Here is a 22,334-nt window from a genome sequence, read left to right on the forward strand (position 1 = left end):
TTCCGAATGCCGCTCGCTTCCCGTTCCGATTCCGTGCCGGAAGGTCTCCGTTCCTGGCAGCCCCCGACCCGTTCGCAGATCCTGAAGCTGGCCCTGCCGGCGGCGGGCAGTTTCATCCTCAGCAACTTCTACAACATCAACGACCTCTATTTCGCGGGCCGGATCAGCCAGGACGCCAACAACGCCATCGGTCTCTGCATGATGGTGCTGATCTTCAATGCGGCGTTCATCGTGCTGGCTTCGCGCGGGGCACTGTCGCTGGTGGCGCGCCTGACCGGGGCACGTGATACGGAAGCCGCTGGCCGCGCGGCCGCCCAGGGCATCCTGCTCAGTTTCTGCATCACGATTCCGGTGGCCGTGCTGGGCTGGCTGATCGCTCCCCACCTGCTGGCCTGGATGGGTGGACGCGACGAGGTACTGCTGCTGGCCACCCGCTACCTGCGCATGATCTATCTGGGGTTCCCGGTGCTGGCCTTTCAGCCCATGATCGACTCGATCTTTCTGGCCCGCGGCAACTCGCGCACGGTCTTCCAGAACCAGTTGATGGCCACGGGTCTGAACACGGCTCTCAACACGGTGGTTGTCTTCGCCCTGCACGGAGGCCTGGCAGGAATCGCCGCGGCCAGCATTCTCTCGCGTGCCATTGCCGGTGCCCGTGGGTTCTGGTTGTTGACCCGGGGCCGCAATCCGTTGCCCTTGCCGCCCATGCTCAGCTGGCGCCCACGCATGTCCACCCTGCTGGAAATGATCCGGGTCGGCATTCCGGCAAGTCTCTCGGTGGCCTTCTATTCGGGCATCTTCATGGTGCTCAATCGCCTGCTCTCGCGCTTTGGGCAGGAGGCCTTCGGAGTGCTGGGCATCGGCATCCGCGGGATCGAGTCGATCGGGTTCATGGTGTTGATGGGATTCGGGGTGGCGGCCTCGGCGCTCAGTGGCCAGGCCATTGGCGCGGGACGAGCCGACAGTGCGCGTCTCACGGGTTGGCGGGTCACCAGCGCCGCACTGCCGATCGCTTTGTTCTTCAGTCTGGTCTGGTGGTTCCTGCCCCTGCCCCTGATCGGTCTGTACACCCAGGATCCGCGTGTCACGGAATTGACCGTGGTCTACCTGCGCATGGCGGCCATCGCCAATCTGTTCCAGCTGATCGAGAACATTCCCGGCGACTGTCTGAGCGGTGCCGGTGTGCCCCGCAGGCAGTTCATGGTCTCGGTTCCCGGCAACCTGCTGCGCATCCCGCTGGCCTGGGGTCTGGTGGAGTATACAAGCCTGGGCATCAATGCCGTCTGGTTGGCGATCCTGATTTCCGCGGTTCTCAAGGGACTGGCCATGCTGGCCGTCTTCCGTTTCGCGGACTGGCCCGAGGAAGCGGCACGCAAGCTGCATCGCGCGCTGGATTGATTGCCTTGGGTGACGGTCGACAGGACCGTTGCATCGAGCAGTGTGTTGACGGTCGGTACGACGGTTGTGTCAACCCACACCTTGACCGTCGTGTCGACCGTCAGCTCGTCCACTAGCTCGACCACCATCTCGTCCACCATCTCGTCCACCATCTCGTCCACCACCTCGTCCGCCATCTCGTCCGCCATCTCGTCCACCATCTCGTCCACCATCTCGTCCACCATCTCGTCCACCACCTCGTCCACCACCTCGTCCACCATCTCGTCCACCATCTCGTCCGCCACCTCGTCCACCATCTCGTCCGCCATCTCGTCCACCATCTCGTCCACCATCTCGTCCACCATCTCGTCCGCCATCTCGTCCACCATCTCGTCCGCCATCTCGTCAGACACCATGGTGGTCGAAGCGACCGTCACCCCTCCAATGAAAACAGCCCCCGAAAGGGCTGGAAGCATGTGGAAGACTGGGTGCTTTCGATCAGAGGCCCGGCGGCAGCGGCCCGGATATCCGTTCCGCGACCCGGTGGCTGAAGTCAATCAGCTTGAAAGGTTTCTGGATCACGGGCACACCCCAGATCCGCGCGATGGCATCCACGTCCTCGTCCATCATGAAACCGGTCACCATCAGGGCACGCTGGTCACGATTGCGTTCCTTCAGACGTTTCAGGGTTTCCAGACCGCCAAGGCGGGGCATGACCAGGTCCAGGATCACCAGATCAAACGCTTCCCGGGAGTCGGAAAGGCGTTCGAGGGCATCTTCTCCGTCACGCGCACAGACCACCGTGTAGCCCAGGCGCTCGAGGATCTCGGACGTCGTCTCACGAATGCCCGAATCATCCTCGGCCAGCAGGATCCTGCCCTGACCGGTCCGGACTCTGCTTGTCTGGGGCAGCACCTGCTCGCCCGGAGCGGAATCCAGCAAAGGAAGCAGCACACGGACCTGTGTCCCGCTGCCGACCCGGCTGTCCAGCAACAGAAATCCCTGATGCTCAAGAATGATCTCGCGTGCCCGTTCGAGACCCTTGCCCGCACGCCCGTGATGGGTGCTGTACCCTCCGGCGAGCACACGTTCCATCAGTTCGACAGGAATGCCGTAGCCCGTATCGGAGACACAAAGACTCAGGTAGGCCCGCCCGGGTTTTCCCGATCGGTTCGAGGAACCAGGATCGATCCCGGTTGTGACACCTCGACGCAGCATGGTCAGCTCGGTGGCGCTGAGTACACATTCCTGCAGATGAATGCCCAGAACTCCGCCATCGGGCATGGCTTCCATCGCATTGCGCAGCAGTTCCTGCAGTGCGCTGAGCAGTGTGGCGGGATTCAGCTGGAGCCAGCCCTCGACGTTCCTGGAATCCCAATGCAGGCGCAAATTGCGATGGCCTGAAACCTGGAGCGTGCTGCGCAGGATCAGCCAGAGCTGGTCGGGGCTGAGTGTTTCCCGCCCCAGCGCCGACGGCGAGAGCAGGGACAATACCTGACGGGAGGCCGAGCAGGCATTCACGATTGATTCTTCGAGTGCGTCCAGAGCACGGCGCGCGGGTGCGGGAAGCCCGGCCTGTTCGGCGCTGGAAGCCGGAATGCCATCCAGCTTGCGTGCAAGCACCGACAATTCGCCGCTGATGCCCTTGAGCCAGTCAACCAAGGATTCCATGGCCGCGTGATCCAGCACGGCATGCTCCGATTTCGGATTCGGTTCTGAGTGGGGACCCACCTGGTAGAACGCGTCCACCTGCAGGGTGTGGCGGGATTGACGTACTTGGCGTGGCATCCGGTCTGGCTGAGAAATCATCTGTGCTCCAAGAGCCGCGTTCAGCGGGGCGCGCGGAGTGTGCGATCAATGTCGGAACCAAACCTTGTTCCGGAATTCGGAACAATAGACACAGGGAGTATCGGCAAGGGAGTTGCTCAGATCCACCATGCCCGGTCAACGAAAAACGGGGCCCGAAGGCCCCGCATCTCGTTGACTGACAGCACGCTCAGGCGACGGTCACGCCCTGCTCGAGGTAGACGTCCTGCACGGCGTTGATGATTTCCACACCCTCGGCCAGCGGCTTCTGGAAGGCCTTGCGCCCCAGGATCAGGCCCATGCCACCACCGCGCTTGTTGATCACGGCGGTGCGCACCGCATCGGCCAGGTCATTGGCACCGGAGGCGCCGCCGCTGTTGATCAGCCCACAGCGTCCCATGTAGCCGTTGGCAAGCTGCCAGCGGACAAGATCAACAGGGTGGTCGCTGCAGAGCGGGCCATAGGCCAGCTTGTCGGTCTTGGCGAACTTGATCGCGTTGAAGCCGCCGTTGTTTTCGGGCAGCTTCTGCTTGATGATGTCGGCTTCAATGGTCACGCCCAGGTGGTTGGCCTGGCCGGTGAGATCGGCGGCCACATGGTAGTCGACCCCGTCCTTGACGAATTCGGGATTGCGCAGGTAGCACCAGAGAATGGTGAACAGGCCCTGGGTATGGGCATAGGCGAAGGCCTGGCTGATCTCGATCAGCTGGCGGTTGCTCTCTTCGCTGCCGAAGTAGATCGTGGCGCCCACGCCGGCCGCACCCATTTCGACGGCCTGATCGACATCGGCGAACATGATCTGGTCAAAGGTGTTGGGATAGGTCATCAGCTCGTTGTGGTTGAGCTTGACCACGAAGGGAATCTTGTGGGCATACCTGCGGCTGACCATGCCCAGCACGCCCAGGGTCGAGGCCACCCCATTGCAGCCCGCCTCGATGGCCAGCTTGACGATGTTTTCCGGGTCGAAGTAATCGGGATTGCGCGAGAAGCTGGCGGCCGCGGTATGCTCGATGCCCTGATCCACCGGCAGGATCGAGAGAAACCCGGTGCCGGCCAGACGACCGGTATGGTGCAGGCGGCTCAGGCTGCCCAGCACGCGATTGCTGCGGTTGGAAGCCGCAAAGACGGTGTCCAGGTGGTTGGGGCCCGGCAGATGCAGGCGGTCCTTGGTGATGCCCGTGCAGGTGTGATCCAGCAACAGGCGAGCGTCTTTCTCACCCAGCAGGTTGACGATTCGGTCCAGCATGTCCTGGCCTCCAGAATTCCGATGGTTGGCGTTCGTATACGGGAAGTGGCGTGCAATCTACGATTTCCCGGGGTCCGGTAGGAGACCGTATCCAGCCCTGACCCCGGATGGATCCCGACTCTTCTGCCGGGCCCACCTGGTCAAAAGAGTCGCTGATGCGAAAGAAGCGTTGGCAAGCCAGCCTTGATTCGGGATCTTCCTCGTTGAAACAAGAAAGCCCGCAGGAACCAGGACAGGGTGTCCCGGAGTTCCTGCCTGCCTGACGGGAGACGCGCAGATCCCGACAGGCAACCGGTCGATTCCCCCTCACCGCCGGATCCAGGCTGCCGCATTGTCAGGAGGTCAGCACGTGCTGAAACGGAAACGCATCGATCCCCAGGCCCGGGTCACCCATTCGTCCATCGGGCGCACCATCCGACGTCTGATGGACCAGGCCAACGACGGGCGTGGTATCGGCATCATTCGCCTGGCACGACAGGCCGGCATCGGCGTTGGCAGCGTTCAGGCCATTCTCAACGACCCGGACCACAGCCCCAGCGTGCGGGTGCTGGACCGACTGGCCCGCTTCTTCGAACTGAAGGGAGTCTGGGTGCTGGTGCGCGGACTGGACCACGAAGAAGACGTGCTGCGCTGGTTCGCCAGCTGCAAGCTGCGCTTCACGCCCACCCAGGAAGACATTGCCCGGGTGATCGCGCTCTGCGACCGCTTTCAGGGCTTCGAACCGATGGCCGTGGCGCTCTCGGCCACCCGGGGCCATTCACGCCGCGAATGGAACGACTTCCTCGATCGCCTGGAGAGCCTGGAACTCTGAGCCCCGGCTGGCAATCGCCAACGGGCCCTCGTACCTTGGGCGGCTTGCCGGCGACCGGTCGGTGGTCAGATCCTTCAACCCGGAGTCCAGGTGCGCCGAATCGTGCGATTCTTTCTGATCCTGCTGGTGCTGGCGGTGCTGGCCCTCGCGGCCGCACTGTCCGTCTCCTGGCCCCTGCGCTGGCTGCCGGCGGGGCTGCCTCCGGGTGGCTGGAAGGATGGCACCTTGACCCTCTGGCCCGGTCCCACCCTGCGCTGGCCCGCGATCACACTTGCCATCTCACGGGACAGCCTGAGGCTGGAATCCCTGAGCCTGAAAGCGGATGGCCTCGGGTCGCTGCGCCGTTGGTGGTCCGCGGACGAGCCATTGCTGGCCGACCTGCGGGTGAGCCATGCGCAATGGAACCGCCTGCCCCTGGAAGGGCTCAGCGGACGCATGCGACTGGTTGCCGACACCCTTGAAGTCCAGAACCTGCATTCACGACTGGCGGGACAGGCGCTGGACGGGCGCTGGCTGGTGCTGCGCAAGCCAGGTGCCCTGCCCGCATGGACCCTTGACCTGCAGTCGGAACGCCTGGTCCTGGACAGTCTCTGGGCCCTGCTCTATCCTGAACGCAGCTGGACTCTGGGTGGTCTGGCGGACGTGACCCTGCGGATCCGTCAGTCGCGCAGCGGCAGGACATCCCATTCCTTCGTGGCACACGCACGGGATGTGGAACTGGCCAGCTGGCCCGTGGCACTGGAATTGAAGAAGCAACTGGGACTCGAGTTCCTGGATCCGCTGATGGCCGACTCATTGAGCATGGAGCTGGTGGGTGATACGGTCAGCAGCCGCCTGAACCGGATGGAGCTGTGGACGAGTCTGGGCCTGATCACGGCCTCGGGCCCATTGGGCAATCCAGAGGATCCCACCCAGAAACTGGCGCTCGCGGTGGATCTGGCTCTCAATGAATCCGGTCGCCGGCAGCTGTCGCTTCCGGGCGGACTCGATCAGGGGCTGGAATGGCTGGCCGACCCGGATGGCATCCTGCACATCAAGGGCACGGTCACGGGCAGCCTGGAGAAACCGGAACTTCGTGTGGACACCTCAGCCCTGAAGAAGAAGGTCGAAGAAGGTGTGCGCTCGCTGTTCAGGAAACTGCTGGGACGTCACTGATCCGGCATCCCGGGCCGTCTGGCCGGATCATCCGTGAAACGCACGCGCCATTCGTCCTCGAGCATGCTGAAGCAATCGTGATCCACATAGTGGTCGTAGAGCCACTCGTTCTCGCGGGAGACTCCTTCGGAGGTGAAGCCCAGGCGCACGGGAATCGCGCGGCTGCGGGCGTTTCCCGTGGCACACTGGATCATCACCTTGTGCAGACCCAGTTCGCCGAACAGGTGATCGAGCATGGTCGCCACACAGGCGGTCACGATCCCCCGCCCTTCCAGACGCTGGTCCAGCCAATAGCCCACACTGGTGCGGCCGTTGACACGGTCCACCTGATGGGTGCCGATCACGCCCCCCAATCGCCCGTCCACCCAGATTCCGAAATGCACTTCGAAGTACAGCAGGACGCGCTTGCGTACCGCGCGGATGAACTGCAGGCTGTCCTGCTCGCAGCGGGTGGCATCCAGCCAGGGCAGCCAGCGCCGGAGGTGGGTCCGGTTGTGATCGGTTACCCGGAACAGTTCGGCCGCGTGTTCCTCTTCGAACTCGCGCAGCACGACGCCTGGGCGCACACGCAATTCCATACGGTCCTTTCCGCTCGGGCCGGTCTCAGAGACTGCGCTTGACCCGGGCGGGCACTCCCGCCACGATCGTGTTGGCGGGCACATTCTTCGTGACCACACTGCCTGCGCCCACGATGGCGTTCTCGCCGATCTCGATGCCGCAGAGAATCGTGCTGCCCGTGCCGATCGAGGCTCCGCGACCGACGCGCGTGGGCACCACGCTCCAGTCCGCTTCGGTCTGAGGACTGCCATCCGGGTTGGCGGCGCGCGGGTACTTGTCATTGATGAAGTTCACGTTGTGCCCCACGAAGACACCGTCCTCGATCGTGACACCCTCGCAGATGAACGTATGACTCGAGATCTTGCAGCGGTCGCCAATGGTCACGCCCTTCTGGATTTCCACGAAGGCCCCGACCTTGCTGTCACGACCAATCCTGCAGCCGTAGAGATTGACGAACGCGAAGACGCGGCTGCCTTCGCCGATGCAGACATCCTCGGCAATGCGCTGATACATTTCCATGATGGGATCCTGAAGTTGAGGTCTGTGCCCGGCCGGCCGGCCGGTGGGGAATGGAACACGGCGCGCCCGGACCAAAGCCCGGGCGCACGCGAAACAGGCAGGGTTCAGCGGGCGATCTCGATGCGGGCGCCCTGGTTCTTGAGCGACCGATCGGCGGCTTCCAGCACGGCCACGACCGTGCGACCGGCGTGACCGTCGGTCAGTGGTGCACGGCCTTCGCGGATCGAGTCCACGAATTCGCGCATCATGCGGCTGAGGGCTTCGGTCTGGTCGATCTTGGGAGCGCACATGTCGCCGGTACGGTACTGGACCAGGGTTTCCCAGACCTGCTCCTTGCCGGTGACTTCCACGCCCTTGTCGTAGACCTTGACCTTCTCGCTGGGCTCCATGTCGTCGTAGACCACCATGTGGCGTGTGCCACCCAGCAGGATCTGGCGCACCTTGACCGGCGAGATCCAGTTCACGTGGAAGTGCGCCATCACGCTGCCCGGGAAGTGCACGGTGAGGTAGGCGATGTCTTCGTAGTTGTTGAAGTGGCAGGAACCGGTGGCCGACACGGCAATCGGTGAGTCGCCAATGAACCAGTCCATGATCGAGATGTCATGGGGCGCCAGATCCCAGACCACGTTGGAGTCATGCTGGAACAGGCCCAGGTTGACGCGCACCGAGTCGAAATAGAGAATCTCGCCGATCTCGCCGCGGTCGATCAGTTCCTTGACCTTGCGCACCGCGCCATTGTAGATGAAGGTGTGGTCCACCATCAGTCGCAGGTTCTTCTTCTCGGCCAGGGCGATCAGCTCGTCACATTCCCGGGTCGAGGCGGCCATGGGCTTCTCCAGCAGGAGATGCTTGCCCGCACCCAGTACCTGCATGCCGATGGGATGGTGGGTGGAAATGGGGGTGGACACGGCCACGGCGGTCACGTCATCGCGCCCCAGCAGCTGATCGATGTGTTCCACCGTTTCCACCATCGGGAACTTCTGGCGGATCTTCTCAAGCTGGCCCGCATCACGATCACAGACCACCACTCCCTCGATGCCGGGGGTGGACAGCAGGTTGCGGACCAGATTGGGTCCCCAATAACCAAGACCGATGACTCCTGCCTTCATGGCTCTCTCCAGTTGCGCTGCCATCATCCGCCTCCCCGCCCGAAGAGCATCACCGGAATGGTCCGGAAAATGATGCCCAGATCCAGCAGGATGCTTGGATTCTGGATGTAATACAGGTCCAGGATCACCATGTCGTCAAAACCGACTTCGCTGCGGCCGTTCACCTGCCAGACGCCGGTGCAGCCGGGCACGACGCTCAGTCGCTTGCGGTGCCAGGGCTTGTAGTTGTCGTATTCGTAGGGAAGACAGGGGCGTGGCCCCACCAGGCTCATCTCGCCGCGCAGCACGTTCAGCAGCTGGGGCAGCTCGTCCAGGCTGGTCTTGCGCAGAAAGGCGCCCACGCGTGTCACGCGCGTGTTGTTGACGATCTTGGTCTGCCCGGGCTCGGCAACCTTGCCCGCGCGAATGAAGGCCTGCAGGTTCTGGACGCGCTGCGGGTCGGCATCGGAGCCCACCAGCATCGAGCGGAACTTGAAGAAGCGGAAATGCTGGCCGTTCTTGCCCACGCGGGTCTGGGTGTGAAAGATCGGCCCCTTGCTTTCCAGCCGTATCAGCGCTGCCAGGGTCAGAAACAGGGGCGAGAGCACGAGCATGCCCGCCAGACTGAACAGCACGTCCACCCCGCGCTTGAAGATGCGGTGCGGCAGCTGCTGCCCGTAACGCGTCACATCCACCACGGGGATGTTGGCGTACTTGTCGGTGAACAGACGCTCGGGAATCACCCGGTAGAGCGGTGAGGCGATCTTGATGAAGGCCGAGGTGTTCATGGCGATGTCCACCGCCCGGAACAGGGCGTTGTGATCGGCCCGGTCGAGGCAGAGCAGCACTTCGTTCACACGGTGCTCGCGCACCAGGGCGGGAATCGATTCGGTGCTGCCCAGCACGGCCAGCCCGTTCTGGACCATGAAGCCTTCGGGCAGCTCGTCGTCGGCAAAGCCCACCAGTTTCAGCCCGTAGGGATTGTGGCGTTCCAGGCGACTCACCAGTTCCCGCCCCGTCTCCCCCGTGCCCACCACCAGCACACGCCGACTGTAGACCCGCATGTTGGTCAGCAGGATGAAGATGCTGCGGAACAGAATGACCCGCACGAAGAGGAACAGGGTCATGCTCAGCCCGGCGAAGTAGAGCAGCGCCAGGCGGCTGTCCACGATCACCGAGGACTTGGTGAAGAAGGAAAGGATGGCGATGCCGGCCAGCATCAGGAAGTAGGCCTTGCTCAGCCTCCAGGCATGCTCGCCCGCGCTGAGGAAGACATTGATCTTGTAGAGTTTCTGCTGGCGGAAGATCAGCACGGCCACGACGCCGTAGAGCATGAAGAACAGCACTTCCGGGGCGACCCAGGGGGCGTGCTCGAAGAAGACGTCGATGCGGGAGGCCGTGCGCAGCTTGAGGGCGAAGATGAAGCTCAGGTTCAGAGTCAACCAGTCAATCAGCGCAAGCAGATACTTGTATTTCGGCGTCTTCAAACGAACTCCCGCGAATGCTGGCCGGAACGTCCAGGACGGGTGGGGGTGCCGTCGCAAAGCATGCTGATTCAGGTCGGGCGTGCCCGGATGATGATGGATTCACCGCGGCTCCGGTGGAGGGAGCCGGAAAGCACATCATCGGCAGAAAGGCCCGGCGAATTTGACGACAAGCGGGGAAAGCAGGAAAAATCCAGCAGGGCTGGCAGAAGCTGCGACAATCTGGCACCTTGTGCGCGACCCTGAATCGCTGTGGAACCGCGTCCGTGCCACGAACCGCCTCGGGTAACGCCTGCAGCAAAACAGCCCTCCAGGGAATGAAGAGCCGTCATTCCATCACCATTTGCTGCTCAGGAGACCCAGATGAACGTCCCCTTTGTCGATCTGAAGGCCCAATATAGATCAATCAAAACGGAAATTGACCAGGCCATCCAGACGATCCTGGACAATACGGAGTTCGTCAACGGCCCCACGGTCGCCCGCTTCGAACAGGCCTTCGCGGCCGCACACAATGCCCGCCACGCGGTGGCCTGCGGCAATGGCACCCAGGCCCTGCACCTGATCCTCTGGTCGCTTGGCATCGGCCCCGGCGATGAGGTCATCCTGCCCACTCACACCTTCTTCGCCACCGCCGAGGCCGTGCATCTCTGTGGTGCCACCTGCGTGTTCGCCGAAGTGGAAGAGAGCACCTTCACCCTCGACCCCGCCCGCCTCGAGGCTTTGGTCACCCCGCGCACCAAGGCCGTGATGGCCGTGCACCTCTACGGCCAGCCCGCCGATCTGCCCGCCTTGAAGACCTTCTGCGACGCGCACAGGCTCAAGCTGATCGAGGATTCCGCCCAGTCCCACTGCGCCGAGATCAACGGCCAGCGCATCGGCACCTTCGGCGTGGCCGCCGGTTTCAGTTTCTACCCGGGCAAGAATCTGGGCGCCTACGGTGAGGGCGGTGCCATGCTCACCAACGATGACGAGCTGGCGAAGACGGCCCGGATGATCCGCGACCATGGCATGTCGCGCAAGTACGTGCACGAGGTCTGGGGGCACAACTACCGCATGGAAGGCTTCCAGGGTGCCGTGCTGGGCGTGAAGATGAATCACATCGAAGCCTGGACCGACGCCCGCCGCCGCAACGCGCGGCTCTACGACGAAGGCCTGCGCGGCATCGGTCCGGTGCTGGCACCCGTCGAACGGGTCAACGCTCGCCACGTCTACCACCTGTACGTGGTGCGCGTGCCGCAGCGCGCCGAACTGATGGAATTCCTCTCGTCGCGCGGCATCGCCAGCGGATTGCATTACCCGGTACCCCTGCACCTGCAGCCCGCCACCGCCAACCTGGGTTACAAGAAGGGCGACTTCCCGCTGAGCGAGCGGATCTGCGACGAGATCCTCAGCCTGCCCATGTATCCGGAACTGAGCCCGGAACAGATCGAGCTGGTCTGCAGCACAATTGGCGAGTTCTACTCAAACTGAGCACCCTGAGCCACACTCCGGCAGGCCCCTCCGAGGCACCTGCCGATACGCTGAGTACCCCGCCCGGAAGACTGCCGTATCACATGCTGGTGGTTTCCCGGGCGGGGGCCGTGCTGGGCCCCGACGGACTGCGCTACCAGAATCTGGACGGCAGTTATCTCGAAGGCATCGCCCGTGGCGTGCGCTCGATGACCCTGCTCTGCCCCATCCAGCGACTGGGCCAGGACGAGACCGCGGCGGTCTACGCGGGCTACAATCATCGCTTCTCGACGCCCGCCCTGCAGATTCTGGAACTCCCCGACTACAAGACCCGCTCGGTGAGCCTGCGGGGCGGACTGCGTCAGGTGCTGAGCCAGTTCCGGCTGATCTGGCGCCAGCTCGATGGCCACGATACCGTGTTCGTGATGATGTCCACCTTCCGTGCGGCCTTCGCCGCGGTGGCCGGCCGCCTGCGCGGTCGCCGCGTGATCCTTTATTCGGGCAACGACTGGTACGCGGACATGGCCAGTTCCTACAAGTTCAAGGGGCCGCTGGCTCGCCTGGTGTATCCGTTCTTTCGCTGGTTCTGCGGGTTCGCCGAGCGCCGCGCCATGGGCGCCGCCCAGTTGCGCATCGTCAATGGAGTCAGCCTGGTGCGCAAGTACGGCAAGCTGCCCGGGCGCACCGTGGAAACCAAGCCCCTGGTCACGATCCGCCCCGCGGACATCGCGCCCCGGCGTGATACCTGCCAGACGCCGCGTGTCCGCCTGCTCTGCGTGGCCGGTCTGATGCCGCGCAAGGGCATCCAGTTCCTGCTGGAAGCGATGGCCCTGCTGCGCAGCGAGGGGCAGGAAACCCACTTGACGCTCGTGGGTGGCGAACAGCCCGAGACGGGTGCCCGTCTGCGCGCACTCTGTGTCGAACGGGGTCTCGAGGATGCGGTGGAATTCGCGGGCTACGTGGCCAATGGACCGGACCTGATCCAGCGCTACCGCGAGAGCGACCTCTTCGTGTTGCCCTCGCTCAGCGAAGGCTTTCCGCGGGTGATCTTCGAGGCCATGGCCCAGTCGCTGCCCGTGGTGGCCAGCCGGATTCCCAACATCGAAGGCCGTCTGGGCGATGTGGGTTACCTGCAGTATGCGGCTCCCGGAGATCCCCGGGATCTGGCACGCGCGATCTCCGCTGTGATCTCCAATGGCGAGCTGCGGCGCTCGATGATCGCCCGTTGCCATGAGTATATTGGCGAGCTGCTGCGCGAATCACCGGTGGACCAGTTTCTCAGGGAAGCGGCCCGACTGGATTGAAGCGCCCGCTTTCCCGCGGAACCCGAAACACAAGGCGACGCATGAATCCAAGCCACACCTTCTCGATCGCTGGACGCGCCATCGGCCCGGACCAGCCGATCTACCTGATCGCGGAAGCGGGCGTGAACCACAACGGCGAGTTGCCGTTGGCCCAGGAACTGATCGACCGGGCCGCCGATGCCGGTGCCGACGCCGTCAAGTTCCAGACCTACCGGCTGGACGAGCTGATCCTGCCCGGGGTGAAGAAAGCCCCCTACCAGCAGCGTACGGGCGATGCCGGCGAGAGCCAGAGCGCCATGCTGGAACGGCTGGCGATCGACGAGGAGTTCCACCGTGCGCTGATCGCCCGCTGCGAGCAGCGCGGGATCCGCTTCCTGTCCACACCCTATGGCAGCCGCAGCCTGGCCCTGCTCGAGTCGTTGCAGGTGCCCGTGATCAAGATCGCCTCCACGGACACCACCAACCAGCTCTTCCTCGAGGAAGTGGGAGCCTGCGGGCGCCCGGTGATTCTGTCCACGGGCATGAGCACGGCCGCGGAAGTGCTGGCGGCCGCCACCACGCTGCGCGCCGCGGGCTGCCGCGAGCTGCTGCTGTTGAAATGCACCTCCAACTATCCCACTCCTCCCGCCGAGGTGAATCTGCGCTCCATGGCCACCCTGGCCGCGCTCACCGGCGAGCTGGTGGGGTTCTCCGATCACACCGAAGGAGTGGGCGCCAGCCCGGCCGCCGCCGCCATGGGCGCGGTGCTGATCGAAAAGCACTACACCCTGGATCACGATCTGCCCGGCCCCGACCACCGCGCCTCGCTGAACCCGGCCCAACTGACCGAATGGGTCCGGCGGATCCGCGAGGTGGAACTGCAACTTGGCTCACGCCAGCTGGGGCCCAGCCCATCGGAGTCGGATACCCGGCCCTCGCTGCAGAAGGCCCTGGTCGTGCTGCAGGATCTGCAGGCCGGTGAGACACTCACTCGCCGGAATCTGGGCGCGCTGCGCACGGGCGGTCAGGGCATTGGCGCATTCCATGGCCTGGACCTGCTGGGACGTCGGGTGACGCGCGCGATTCCTGCGGGCACTCCCCTGCAGTGGGAGGATCTGGCCCGGTGAGCGTCGTGTCTCCCAGCGGGCCCCTCTTCATCGTGGGCTGTGGCGGGCACGCGCGCGTGGTGCTGGATGCCGCCGTGGAAGCCGGCTGGACCGTGGCCGGACTGATCGATCTGGACTGGAAGGGTCAGGCTGAAACCATTCTGGGACACCCTGTCCTGGGCGGTCCCGAGGTGCTTGAGAACCGGGCGCCCGTGGCCTGTGCCGTCGCGATGGGCGACAACCGGCTGCGCGCCGGGTGGCTGGCTCGAGTGAGGAAACTTGGCCACACTCTTCCCGTGATCATTCATCCGGACGCCAGCGTTTCGGCTCACGCCCGGCTGGAAGAGGGCGTCTTCGTCAATGCGGGTGCCGTGGTCTGCGCCGGAGCCCAGCTGGGTGCCGGCTGCATCCTCAACACGGGTGCAAGTCTGGATCACGAATCGGTGCTGGGCGCCTGCTGCCACCTGGCGCCCGGTTCCCGGGTGGCCGGACGTTCCCGGCTGGGCGAATGCTGTGTCGTGGGCATGGGAGCGGTGGTCATCGAGAATCTGACGCTGGGCGACTCGGTGACCGTGGGCGCGGGTGCCGCCGTGATCCGTGACGCACAAGCCGGATGCACCCTGCTGGGTGTGCCGGCACGGGAGAAACCATGATCTGGGTCTCCTCCAGCGGCGTGCGTGCGCGCCGGATCTCCGCTGCCGTGCAGCAGCTTGCCGAGGCCGGATTCACTCAGCTGGAACTCTCCGGCGGTACCGAACCCTATCCGGAACTGGAGAGCGACTTGCTGGAACTGGCTGCCGGGGGCCGGCTGCGATTCCAGCTGCACAACTACTTTCCGCCGCCTGCAAGTCCTTTCGTGCTCAATCTGGCCAGCATGGACGAACTGATCCTCCAGGCCAGCCTGGACCATGTGAAACGCGCGCTGGATCTGTCACGCAAGCTGGGAGCCACCCGTCTGGCCGTGCACGCCGGATTTCGCTTTGATGTGCCACCCGGTGAACTGGGTGGCGCCTTAGGGGAGCGTCCGCTGGCCGCACACGCCGACTCTCTGCAACGCTTCGTGGCCAGCCTGCGTGAACTGGCACCCCATGCGGGGTCCGTGCGGCTGTACGTCGAGAACAATGTGCTCTCGGAACGCAACCGGCGCACCTGGCCCGGCGAGAATCCCCTGCTGCTCTGCTGCGCGGCGGACTGGCGCGAGCTGAAGCCCTTGCTGGCGCCTCTGGGCATCGGGCTGCTGCTGGATCTGGCGCACCTGAAAGTCTCCGCGCGCAGCCTGGGACTGGATTTCGAGACCGAAGCGGCCGAGCTGCTGGCCGAAACCGATTACCTGCACCTGAGCGACAACGATGGCCTGCGCGACAGCAACGAGGAATTGCTAGAGGAAGGCAGCGTGATGCAGGCATTGCGCCGTCTTCCCGCGCCGCCCACGTGCATGACCCTGGAAGTCTACAGCGGCCTTGAGGCCATCACACGCAGCGCGCGCCGCCTGGAAGCGCTCTGGCCCGAACACCCCCGAGGAACCCCATGAACGAGTCCGTGATCCCCTGGGCCCAGCCCCTGATCGGGCAGGAGGAGCAGCGTCAGATGCTTTCCTGCTTCACCACCGACTGGCTCACCATGGGCCCCAAGGTGGCCGAGCTGGAATCCCGGATGGCCGCCCGGATGGGCGTGCCCCACGCGGTTGCGGTGAGCAATGGCAGTGTGGCCCTGGATCTGGCGCTCAAGTGCCTGAAACTGCGCCCCGGCGACGAGGTGCTGGTGCCCGCGATGACCTATTTCGCCAGCGCGGCCGCCGTGAGCTGGCAGGCCGCGGTGCCGGTCTTCGTGGACATCGACGCCCACAGCTGGAATCTGGACCCGCGCCGGATGGCCGAGGCGGTCAGCGAGCGCACGCGCGGCGTGATCTACATCGACTATGGCGGCAATCCGGCCGATGCGGCCGCCATCCGCGCCGAAGCCGCCCGCCTGGGACTGTTCGTGCTGCACGACGGGGCCCAGTCCCTGGGTGCCACGGTCGGCGATGCCCCCTGCGGACGTGACGACGTGATCAGTTCGCTCAGTTTCCACATGGCCAAGGTGATCACCACCGTGGAAGGTGGCATGCTCTTCTGCCACGACGACGCCCACGCCCGGGACCTGCGCGCACGTCGCAGCCAGGGCGAGAGCTCGCGCAAGTACATCCACGAGGTGCTGGGCACCAATGCGCGCATGACCGATCTGGCCGCCGCCATCGGCCTGGCCCAGCTCGATCGCCTGGATCATGTGCTCGAGCAGCGCCGCTTGATCTCGCAGCGCTACACCGAAGGTCTGGCTGAACTGGCGCCCCTGGGCCTGCGCACGGTGGCCGCCAACGAGCATGGGCGCAATGCCTGGTTCCTGTATTCGGTGCGCATTCCCGACCGGGACCGGATCGCCGAGGCCCTGCGCCGCGATCACGGCATCGAAACGCGCATCGCCTATCCGCTGCCCCTCTACCGCCAACCGGTGTACGACGGCGGCGAGGCCATCTGCCGCCACCTGCCCTGCCCCGAGAGTGAGGCCCTGGCCGCCCAGGTGCTGAACCTGCCGCTCTTCCCGGGAATGAGCGAAGGGCAACAGGAGCGGGTGATCCAGGCTCTGCGCAGCGAACTGTCCGCAAGCCGGAAACCGGCGTGAGCGGCGTGCTCGGACTGGTTCCCGCCCGGGGCGGCAGCAAGCGTCTGCCGGGCAAGAACCTGCTGCCTCTGGCGGGCAGACCCCTCCTGGAGTGGACCGCACGCGCCGCACTGGCCGCCAGCACTCTCGACCGGGTACTGCTGAGCACCGACAGCCCCGAGATCGCCACCGCGGGCCGGGCCTGCGGGCTGGAAGTCCCCTTCCTGCGCCCTGCCGAACTGGCCGGAGACACGGTGACCGACCGCCCCGTGCTGCTGCACCTGCTGGACTGGTTGCGTGACACAGACGGTCAGGATCCGGAACTGCTGGTTCTGCTGCGCCCCACCACCCCCTTCAAGACCGCGGAACTGATCGACCGTGCCGTGCAGCGCCTGCGCGAGAGCGGGGCCGACTCGCTGCGCACCATGACGCTGGCCGCGGGCGTGCATCACCCTTACTGGATGTATGTGGACGATGGCAAGGGCGGGATGCGCTCCGTGATGGCGGACTCCGATCCCGCGCGCCACGCCCGCAGTCAGGATCTGCCCCCCGTCTGGCGCCTCAACGGAGTGGTGGACGTGCTGCGCCCCGCGGTGATCCGGGCCGGCGAGCGGATCTACGGCGAGCGAATGGCGATGCTCGAGGTGCCCGAGGAGCAAGCTGTGGACATCGATACGGAACAGGATTTGCTGATCTGCCGTGCCCTGGCAACCTCCTTGGGGACGGAGCCCAGTTGAAATCCCTACTGAAAAAGTGGCTTCCAATCCTGCGCAAACGCATGAGAAAGGAAAGCCTGGGTGGCCAAGTGCTCGGTTTTGGGGCTGGCAGCCTGCTGCAGAAGTCACTGGGCGCTCTGCTGATTCCCCTTTACATCCATGCCCTCAAGCCCGAAGGCCTGGGCACCCTGGCCTTGATCGAGCTGGTTTCCAGTCTGGCTCTGATACTCATCGGACTGGGCATTCCTCACGCCATGGTCCGAATGGCCAGCAGCGAAGAACGCCAGCTTGCCAACCTGTTGCGCACAGGCGTGAACCCGTTGTTGCTCTCTGGCATCGGTTCCATGCTGCTGCTGCAACTGCTCGCCCCCTTTGTGATCCTCGCATTGAGATTGGGGCCAGAATCAGTGCTGCTGCTTCGTATCACCCTGATTACCCTGCCATTGCTGCTGCTTCAGCGAGTGTTTGAAAGCCTCTGGCGCATCCAACGCCGGGCACGTCGCTATTCTTTGGTGACCACAATGGGTCTCGGGGTGACCTTGGTACTGACTGTGGCTTTCCTGCTGGGGCTGGGCATGGCAGTGGAAGGCATCCTCTGGGCGCGCTTCTGGGGCGCGCTGCTGGTAGTTGCTGTCGGACTTGCGGATTATGGTGGTCTTTACCTGCGGGGTCGCACGGATCGAGCGCTTCGCAATCGACTGCTGGCCTTCAGCCTGCCCATCGTTCCGCACAAGCTGAACATGGTGCTGAACAACAGTGTTGACCGATTGCTCCTTCAGTATATGATCGGGCCGGCCGCCGTGGGGCTGTACGATCTGGGCGCACGAGTGGGTGTGCTGATCCAGCGAGCAATGGCCCCTTTCGAGATGGCCTACATCCCTTGGATGTTCCGACGATTCGACCGAAAGCAGGACTCGGGTGATGCCTCCATCAGCATTGTCTCGAACGGAATGCTTGTCCTCATCGCAGCAGGCACCCTCGTGCTGGGGATTGCCGGTCCCTGGGCTGTTGACCTGCTGGATCACAGCAGCAAGTTCGCCCTGCCCCGCGAACTGATCCCCGTGCTTACCCTTGGGTTCGCCGTGATGTTGTGCTACAATGTGGTCTCGATCCCGATCTTCACAGCTTATCGAACAAAGGTGATGCCCTTGATCTCGGGCAGTACGGCGCTGTTGAACATCGTCTGCAATCTGCTGTGGATCCCTGAGTTCGGGGTCATGGGAGCTGCCTGGGCAACTCTGGCCAGCAACCTGCTCATGTTCCTTGTGGGCTATCTGATCTCCCGGCGACTGCAGAAGATCCCCTGCCGTAACGGCCTGCTGGCCATGGGCAGTGCCGCCGGGCTTGTGCTGTGGAGGGCCCTGCTATGATGCTGCCCACGCCCGTCGTGGACGTGCTTGCGAATCTGCGCCAGATTTTCCGCAGCCGCAACACTCACCGGCGAGTGCTCAGCGCCACGAATCTGAAGGAATTCAAACCCGGGGACTACTGTCCAAGGGGTACGATTCTGTTTGTACTGGCCACGGGCCGCTCGATCCTGGAGCTGAAGCCTGAAGATTGGAAACACATACGCAACGGGGATTCGATTGCCCTGAACCTGTTTCTCCACTCCCCATTCTTGCCTGATGTGTATCTGTTTGAGCATATCCCGGATCAGGAGGTTCGCGGTCAATGGCTGGACAAGTTGCCCGCCTACTCCGGGGTTCTGCCATCTCTGGCCCTGCTTCCTTCGTATTGCTTGGAGCGTATCCGCTCCAATTCCGGCATGCAGGAGATGTTGCCAGCCATGCGGAAAGTCTTCGGCGAACGGCTGAAATTGGTGCCCGTGCTCTTCGCGCGACACCGCAGTCTGGCCATGCTGGGATTCAGCCGCTGGCTCAATCGCCGCTTCTGGCAGGACGGGTTGTACCACCTGCGTGGCTCACTCTCCAGTGCGGTGGATTTCGGGCTGAAGCACGGCTTCAGCGAGATCGTGCTTTGTGGTGTGGACCTGAATGAGAAGGGCTATTTCTACGGCCCACGCAAGGAGAAGACCACTCCGGAGCAGGACCCGGACGTCGCTCCCGTGCACTACACGGACCAGGCCGTGAGCGGCCTGATTCCCATCAGCGCCTGGCTGCGCGAGATCGCCAGCCGCGAAGGCCATGTCCGTTTCTGGTGTTCCTCGGCCAGCTCGACCCTGGCCCGCTGGATGCCCGTCTACCCCTGGCCTTCGGGTCAGTCAGCCCCGGATGACCGGAACGACCCGGCCACCCCAAGCGAGGAGACTTCATGAAAACCGCACTGATCACGGGCATCACCGGCCAGGACGGCAGTTACCTGGCCGAGTTCCTGCTGAACAAGGGCTATCAGGTACACGGCATCGTGCGCCGCTCCAGCAGCGTCAACATCGACCGGATCAAGCACATCTATCAGGACCCCCATGGGCAGGACGTGCATCTGCGCGTGCACTACGGCGACCTGACCGACAGCAGCAGCCTGGATCACATCCTCGCGCGGGTCAACCCGGACGAGGTCTACAACCTGGCCGCCCAGTCCCATGTGCGCGTCTCCTTTGACCAGCCGATCTTCACCGTGGATGTGGACGCGCTGGGCACCCTGCGTCTGCTCGAAGGCATTCGCCGGCTGGACAAGCCCGTGCGCTTCTATCAGGCCAGTTCCAGCGAGATGTACGGCAAGGTGGCCGAAGTGCCCCAGAGCGAGACCACGCCCTTCCATCCGCGCAGCCCCTACGCCTGCGGCAAGGTCTATTCCTACTGGCAGGTGGTGAATTACCGTGAGTCCTATGGCATGCACGCCAGCAACGGGATCCTCTTCAACCACGAGTCTCCGCGCCGCGGCGAGACCTTCGTGACACGCAAGATCACGCGGGCCGCCACCCGGATCAAGCTGGGCCTGCAGGAAAAGCTGTATCTGGGCAACCTGGACGCCGAACGCGACTGGGGTTTCGCGGGCGACTATGTGGAAGCCATGTGGCTGATGCTGCAGCAGGACCAGCCCGATGACTACGTGATCGCCACCGGCGAGCGGCGCTCGGTCAAGGAGTTCCTCACCGCCGTGTTCGGTCGCCTGGATCTGGACTGGACCCAGTACGTGGAAATCGACTCATGGTACTTCCGCCCCGCCGAAGTGGACCTGCTCCAGGGCGATGCGTCCAAGGCTGCCCGCGTGCTGGGCTGGACCCCGCGCACCTCATTCGAGCAACTGGTCTCGCACATGGTGGACTCCGACCTGCGCCTGGCCCGCGAGGAACGCGCCGTGCGTGATCTGGACGGCAAGCCCCAGTGACAATCGCCCGTGGATCAGATGAGATGCAAGGCCCGGATTTCCGGGCCTTGCTCATTCATGCGGGATTGAGGAACACCGCGCGCAGCCAGATCCCGCCCGGGTTGGCGGCGTGCTGTTCGGCCGCGGGCCTTACACCGGCGGCGCGCTCCTGCAGACTCATGCCGTACTCGGCGCAGTGCAGGCAGCTCAGGCCCAGGTCGCTGAAGGCCCGGCGCAGCGAGGCGGCGGTGAAGAAGTGGATGTGTGGGTTGTCCGAAAGGTTCAGCTCCCAGTAGGGCGCACCGCAATTGGGCACTTCCATGAAGAGGGTGCCACCGGGCTTGAGCTGGCTGGCCAGGGCGCGGCGCGTGCTTTCCAGATCCAGCACGTGTTCCAGCCAGTGGCTGCTGTGGATGTGATCGAACTGGCGAGTCGCCTCGAAAGGATAGTACTCCGCCAGCCGTTCGATGTTGTGCTGGGCATAGTGCCCGCTCCAGTGCTCGCCAGGTTCGCAGACCGAGGTGCGCACGGAGTCGCCGGACAGCTCCTTGAAACGCAGGGTGGCTCCCGCCCAGGCGGCCCCGATCTCGAGGGTCTCGCTGGGCAGATCGGGCTGACCCGCCAGCCGTCGACACTCGCGTACCAGTTCGACCTGGGCCGTGGCACGTGTCTGTCCGCGCTGGGCACCGTGACCATCCTGTGTGGGGCGTTCGCTCCAGTACTGGCGTCCGTAATAGCGCTTGAGTCCGGCCAGGTCGGGAGGGGTCTCCATGACCGCGTGACCGCACTCGGTGCAGACACGGACTCGTCCACCGAAGGGCGAACCAGCCTGACCCGCCAGAGTGCCCGGCAGGGGCGTGCCCGCGGGCAGGGCGCGCAACAGGCCGCGCAAGCCCCGGCGCAAACGCTCGCGCGTACTGGCGGGTGGGGTATGCGCATCGTAGTTCTTGAACTGGTGCTGCAGCTGTTTGCAGACCGGGCAGGCGGTCATACGACATCTCCCATCTGGGGGTGGCTCAAGGAATCCTCCGCCAGCCTAGAATTTCAACTTCATGAAAATGGCCTCGGGCAGGGCGCGGATCACAGCCATGATCGCGCGCCACTTGGGGGGCAGCCAGAGCGTGTGCGCTCCGCGTTCCAGACCTCGCAGCAGCTGGCGGGCGACCAGCTCGGGCTCGACGGTCAGTGGCGGCAAGGGGCGTCCCGCCAGCATGGCGGTGCGCACGGGCCCCGGCAACACGGTCACCACCTGCACGCCGGCAGGGGCCAGGCGCGCACGCAGCCCCGAGAGCAGCGCGCTGAGCCCTGCCTTGCTGGATCCGTAGATGTAATTGCTGCGGCGTCCGCGTTCCCCGGCCACCGAGGAAAGCACGGCCAGCTGGCCCCTGCCCTGTGCTTCCAGGCGCGTGGCCAGATGCAGCAGCAGTACACCCGTCGCGGCATAGTTGGTCCGCATCAGCTCCATGGCCAGAGCAGGATCGGCCTCGCAGGCCGCCTGGTCGCCCAGCATTCCGTGAGCCACCAGTACCAGATCCACCGGACCCAGGGCGGCCCAGGCCCGCTCGAGCATGGCCGCGTGCTCCGCGTGCAGATTCAGGTCCAGGACTTCGGTCCCCGCGAGGCAAGCCCCGCGCGCGCTCAGGTCGGCGCTCACCGCCTCCAGTTTGCGTGGATCACGGGCCACCAGGTACAGGGTCACGCCGCGCTCGGCCAGCAGGCGGCCGAAGGCCTGGGCGATGCCCGAACTGGCTCCCAGAATCAGCGCGCTCTGCACGGTATCTCTCCTTGTGTGCTCGATCTCGAAAGGATCACGTCACCGACCCGCCGGGTGT

The 22,334-nt window shown here is 64.4% G+C and carries 21 protein-coding genes; 13 read left to right on the forward strand and 8 right to left on the reverse strand.

Features of this window, described 5'->3' with window-relative positions:
• Positions 1–6: 6 nt before the first annotated feature.
• Positions 7–1,398, forward strand: a complete 1,392-nt coding sequence (locus tag H6678_01920; GenBank protein MCB9472547.1) for an MATE family efflux transporter — start codon at positions 7–9, stop codon at positions 1,396–1,398.
• A gap of 477 nt (positions 1,399–1,875) precedes the next feature.
• On the opposite strand, the gene H6678_01925 is transcribed toward H6678_01920, so the two are convergent.
• On the reverse strand, positions 1,876–3,186 hold the full coding sequence (locus tag H6678_01925) for a response regulator (protein ID MCB9472548.1): 1,311 nt from the start codon (positions 3,184–3,186) through the stop codon (positions 1,876–1,878).
• Between the two features lie 187 nt (positions 3,187–3,373).
• Positions 3,374–4,426 (reverse strand): class I fructose-bisphosphate aldolase, encoded by a 1,053-nt coding sequence (locus tag H6678_01930; protein ID MCB9472549.1) that lies wholly within the window; start codon positions 4,424–4,426, stop codon positions 3,374–3,376.
• Between the two features lie 352 nt (positions 4,427–4,778).
• Here H6678_01930 and H6678_01935 point away from each other — a divergent pair, with 352 nt between their 5' ends.
• Complete coding sequence (locus H6678_01935) at positions 4,779–5,240, forward strand: helix-turn-helix transcriptional regulator (GenBank protein ID MCB9472550.1); 462 nt, start codon at positions 4,779–4,781, stop codon at positions 5,238–5,240.
• A gap of 90 nt (positions 5,241–5,330) precedes the next feature.
• Positions 5,331–6,395: a hypothetical protein gene (locus tag H6678_01940; GenBank protein MCB9472551.1), complete on the forward strand. Its 1,065-nt coding sequence runs from the start codon at positions 5,331–5,333 to the stop codon at positions 6,393–6,395.
• Here H6678_01940 and H6678_01945 read toward each other — a convergent pair.
• The 4 genes from H6678_01945 to H6678_01960 form a co-directional block, all read right to left on the reverse strand.
• On the reverse strand, positions 6,389–6,973 hold the full coding sequence (locus H6678_01945; GenBank protein ID MCB9472552.1) for a GNAT family N-acetyltransferase: 585 nt from the start codon (positions 6,971–6,973) through the stop codon (positions 6,389–6,391). The genes H6678_01940 and H6678_01945 overlap by 7 nt on opposite strands.
• A gap of 25 nt (positions 6,974–6,998) precedes the next feature.
• Entirely contained in the window at positions 6,999–7,466 is a 468-nt protein-coding gene (locus H6678_01950; protein MCB9472553.1) for an N-acetyltransferase, read from the reverse strand.
• Between the two features lie 110 nt (positions 7,467–7,576).
• Positions 7,577–8,581 carry a Gfo/Idh/MocA family oxidoreductase gene (locus H6678_01955; protein MCB9472554.1) on the reverse strand — a complete coding sequence of 335 codons (1,005 nt, stop codon included), beginning with the start codon at positions 8,579–8,581 and terminating at the stop codon, positions 7,577–7,579.
• A 23-nt stretch (positions 8,582–8,604) separates the two neighbouring features.
• A complete protein-coding gene (locus tag H6678_01960; protein ID MCB9472555.1) occupies positions 8,605–10,047 on the reverse strand; it encodes a sugar transferase in 1,443 nt (480 codons plus the stop codon).
• Positions 10,048–10,407: 360 nt separating this feature from the next.
• Between H6678_01960 and H6678_01965 the strand changes: the two genes are divergently transcribed.
• The 10 genes from H6678_01965 (at position 10,408) to gmd (ending at position 20,523) form a co-directional block, all read left to right on the forward strand.
• Positions 10,408–11,514 (forward strand): DegT/DnrJ/EryC1/StrS family aminotransferase, encoded by a 1,107-nt coding sequence (locus tag H6678_01965; protein ID MCB9472556.1) that lies wholly within the window; start codon positions 10,408–10,410, stop codon positions 11,512–11,514.
• Between the two features lie 83 nt (positions 11,515–11,597).
• Positions 11,598–12,797, forward strand: a complete 1,200-nt coding sequence (locus H6678_01970; protein ID MCB9472557.1) for a glycosyltransferase — start codon at positions 11,598–11,600, stop codon at positions 12,795–12,797.
• A 41-nt stretch (positions 12,798–12,838) separates the two neighbouring features.
• Positions 12,839–13,903, forward strand: a complete 1,065-nt coding sequence (locus H6678_01975; protein ID MCB9472558.1) for an N-acetylneuraminate synthase family protein — start codon at positions 12,839–12,841, stop codon at positions 13,901–13,903.
• Positions 13,900–14,535: an acetyltransferase gene (locus H6678_01980; GenBank protein ID MCB9472559.1), complete on the forward strand. Its 636-nt coding sequence runs from the start codon at positions 13,900–13,902 to the stop codon at positions 14,533–14,535. The genes H6678_01975 and H6678_01980 overlap by 4 nt, the downstream gene beginning before the upstream one ends.
• Complete coding sequence (locus H6678_01985; protein MCB9472560.1) at positions 14,532–15,413, forward strand: sugar phosphate isomerase/epimerase; 882 nt, start codon at positions 14,532–14,534, stop codon at positions 15,411–15,413. Before H6678_01980 ends, H6678_01985 begins: the two co-directional genes overlap by 4 nt.
• Positions 15,410–16,540: a DegT/DnrJ/EryC1/StrS family aminotransferase gene (locus H6678_01990; GenBank protein ID MCB9472561.1), complete on the forward strand. Its 1,131-nt coding sequence runs from the start codon at positions 15,410–15,412 to the stop codon at positions 16,538–16,540. Before H6678_01985 ends, H6678_01990 begins: the two co-directional genes overlap by 4 nt.
• Before the next feature lie 5 nt (positions 16,541–16,545).
• Positions 16,546–17,256: an acylneuraminate cytidylyltransferase family protein gene (locus tag H6678_01995; protein ID MCB9472562.1), complete on the forward strand. Its 711-nt coding sequence runs from the start codon at positions 16,546–16,548 to the stop codon at positions 17,254–17,256.
• A gap of 41 nt (positions 17,257–17,297) precedes the next feature.
• Positions 17,298–18,605, forward strand: coding sequence for an oligosaccharide flippase family protein (locus H6678_02000; protein ID MCB9472563.1), 1,308 nt, complete (start codon positions 17,298–17,300; stop codon positions 18,603–18,605).
• Positions 18,606–19,021: 416 nt separating this feature from the next.
• Positions 19,022–19,510 (forward strand): hypothetical protein, encoded by a 489-nt coding sequence (locus H6678_02005; GenBank protein ID MCB9472564.1) that lies wholly within the window; start codon positions 19,022–19,024, stop codon positions 19,508–19,510.
• Entirely contained in the window at positions 19,507–20,523 is a 1,017-nt protein-coding gene (gene gmd, locus H6678_02010; protein MCB9472565.1) for a GDP-mannose 4,6-dehydratase, read from the forward strand. The genes H6678_02005 and gmd overlap by 4 nt, the downstream gene beginning before the upstream one ends.
• Positions 20,524–20,578: 55 nt before the next feature.
• On the opposite strand, the gene H6678_02015 is transcribed toward gmd, so the two are convergent.
• Both H6678_02015 and H6678_02020 read right to left on the reverse strand, forming a co-directional pair.
• Positions 20,579–21,493 carry a class I SAM-dependent methyltransferase gene (locus H6678_02015; GenBank protein MCB9472566.1) on the reverse strand — a complete coding sequence of 305 codons (915 nt, stop codon included), beginning with the start codon at positions 21,491–21,493 and terminating at the stop codon, positions 20,579–20,581.
• A 45-nt stretch (positions 21,494–21,538) separates the two neighbouring features.
• The gene (locus H6678_02020) at positions 21,539–22,276 is read right to left on the reverse strand and encodes an SDR family oxidoreductase (protein MCB9472567.1); all 738 of its coding nucleotides are present in this window, start codon (positions 22,274–22,276) and stop codon (positions 21,539–21,541) included.
• Positions 22,277–22,334: the final 58 nt, after the last annotated feature.

This window comes from Candidatus Delongbacteria bacterium, assembly GCA_020634015.1.
Classification (GTDB): Bacteria; CAIWAD01; CAIWAD01; order CAIWAD01; family CAIWAD01; genus JACKCN01.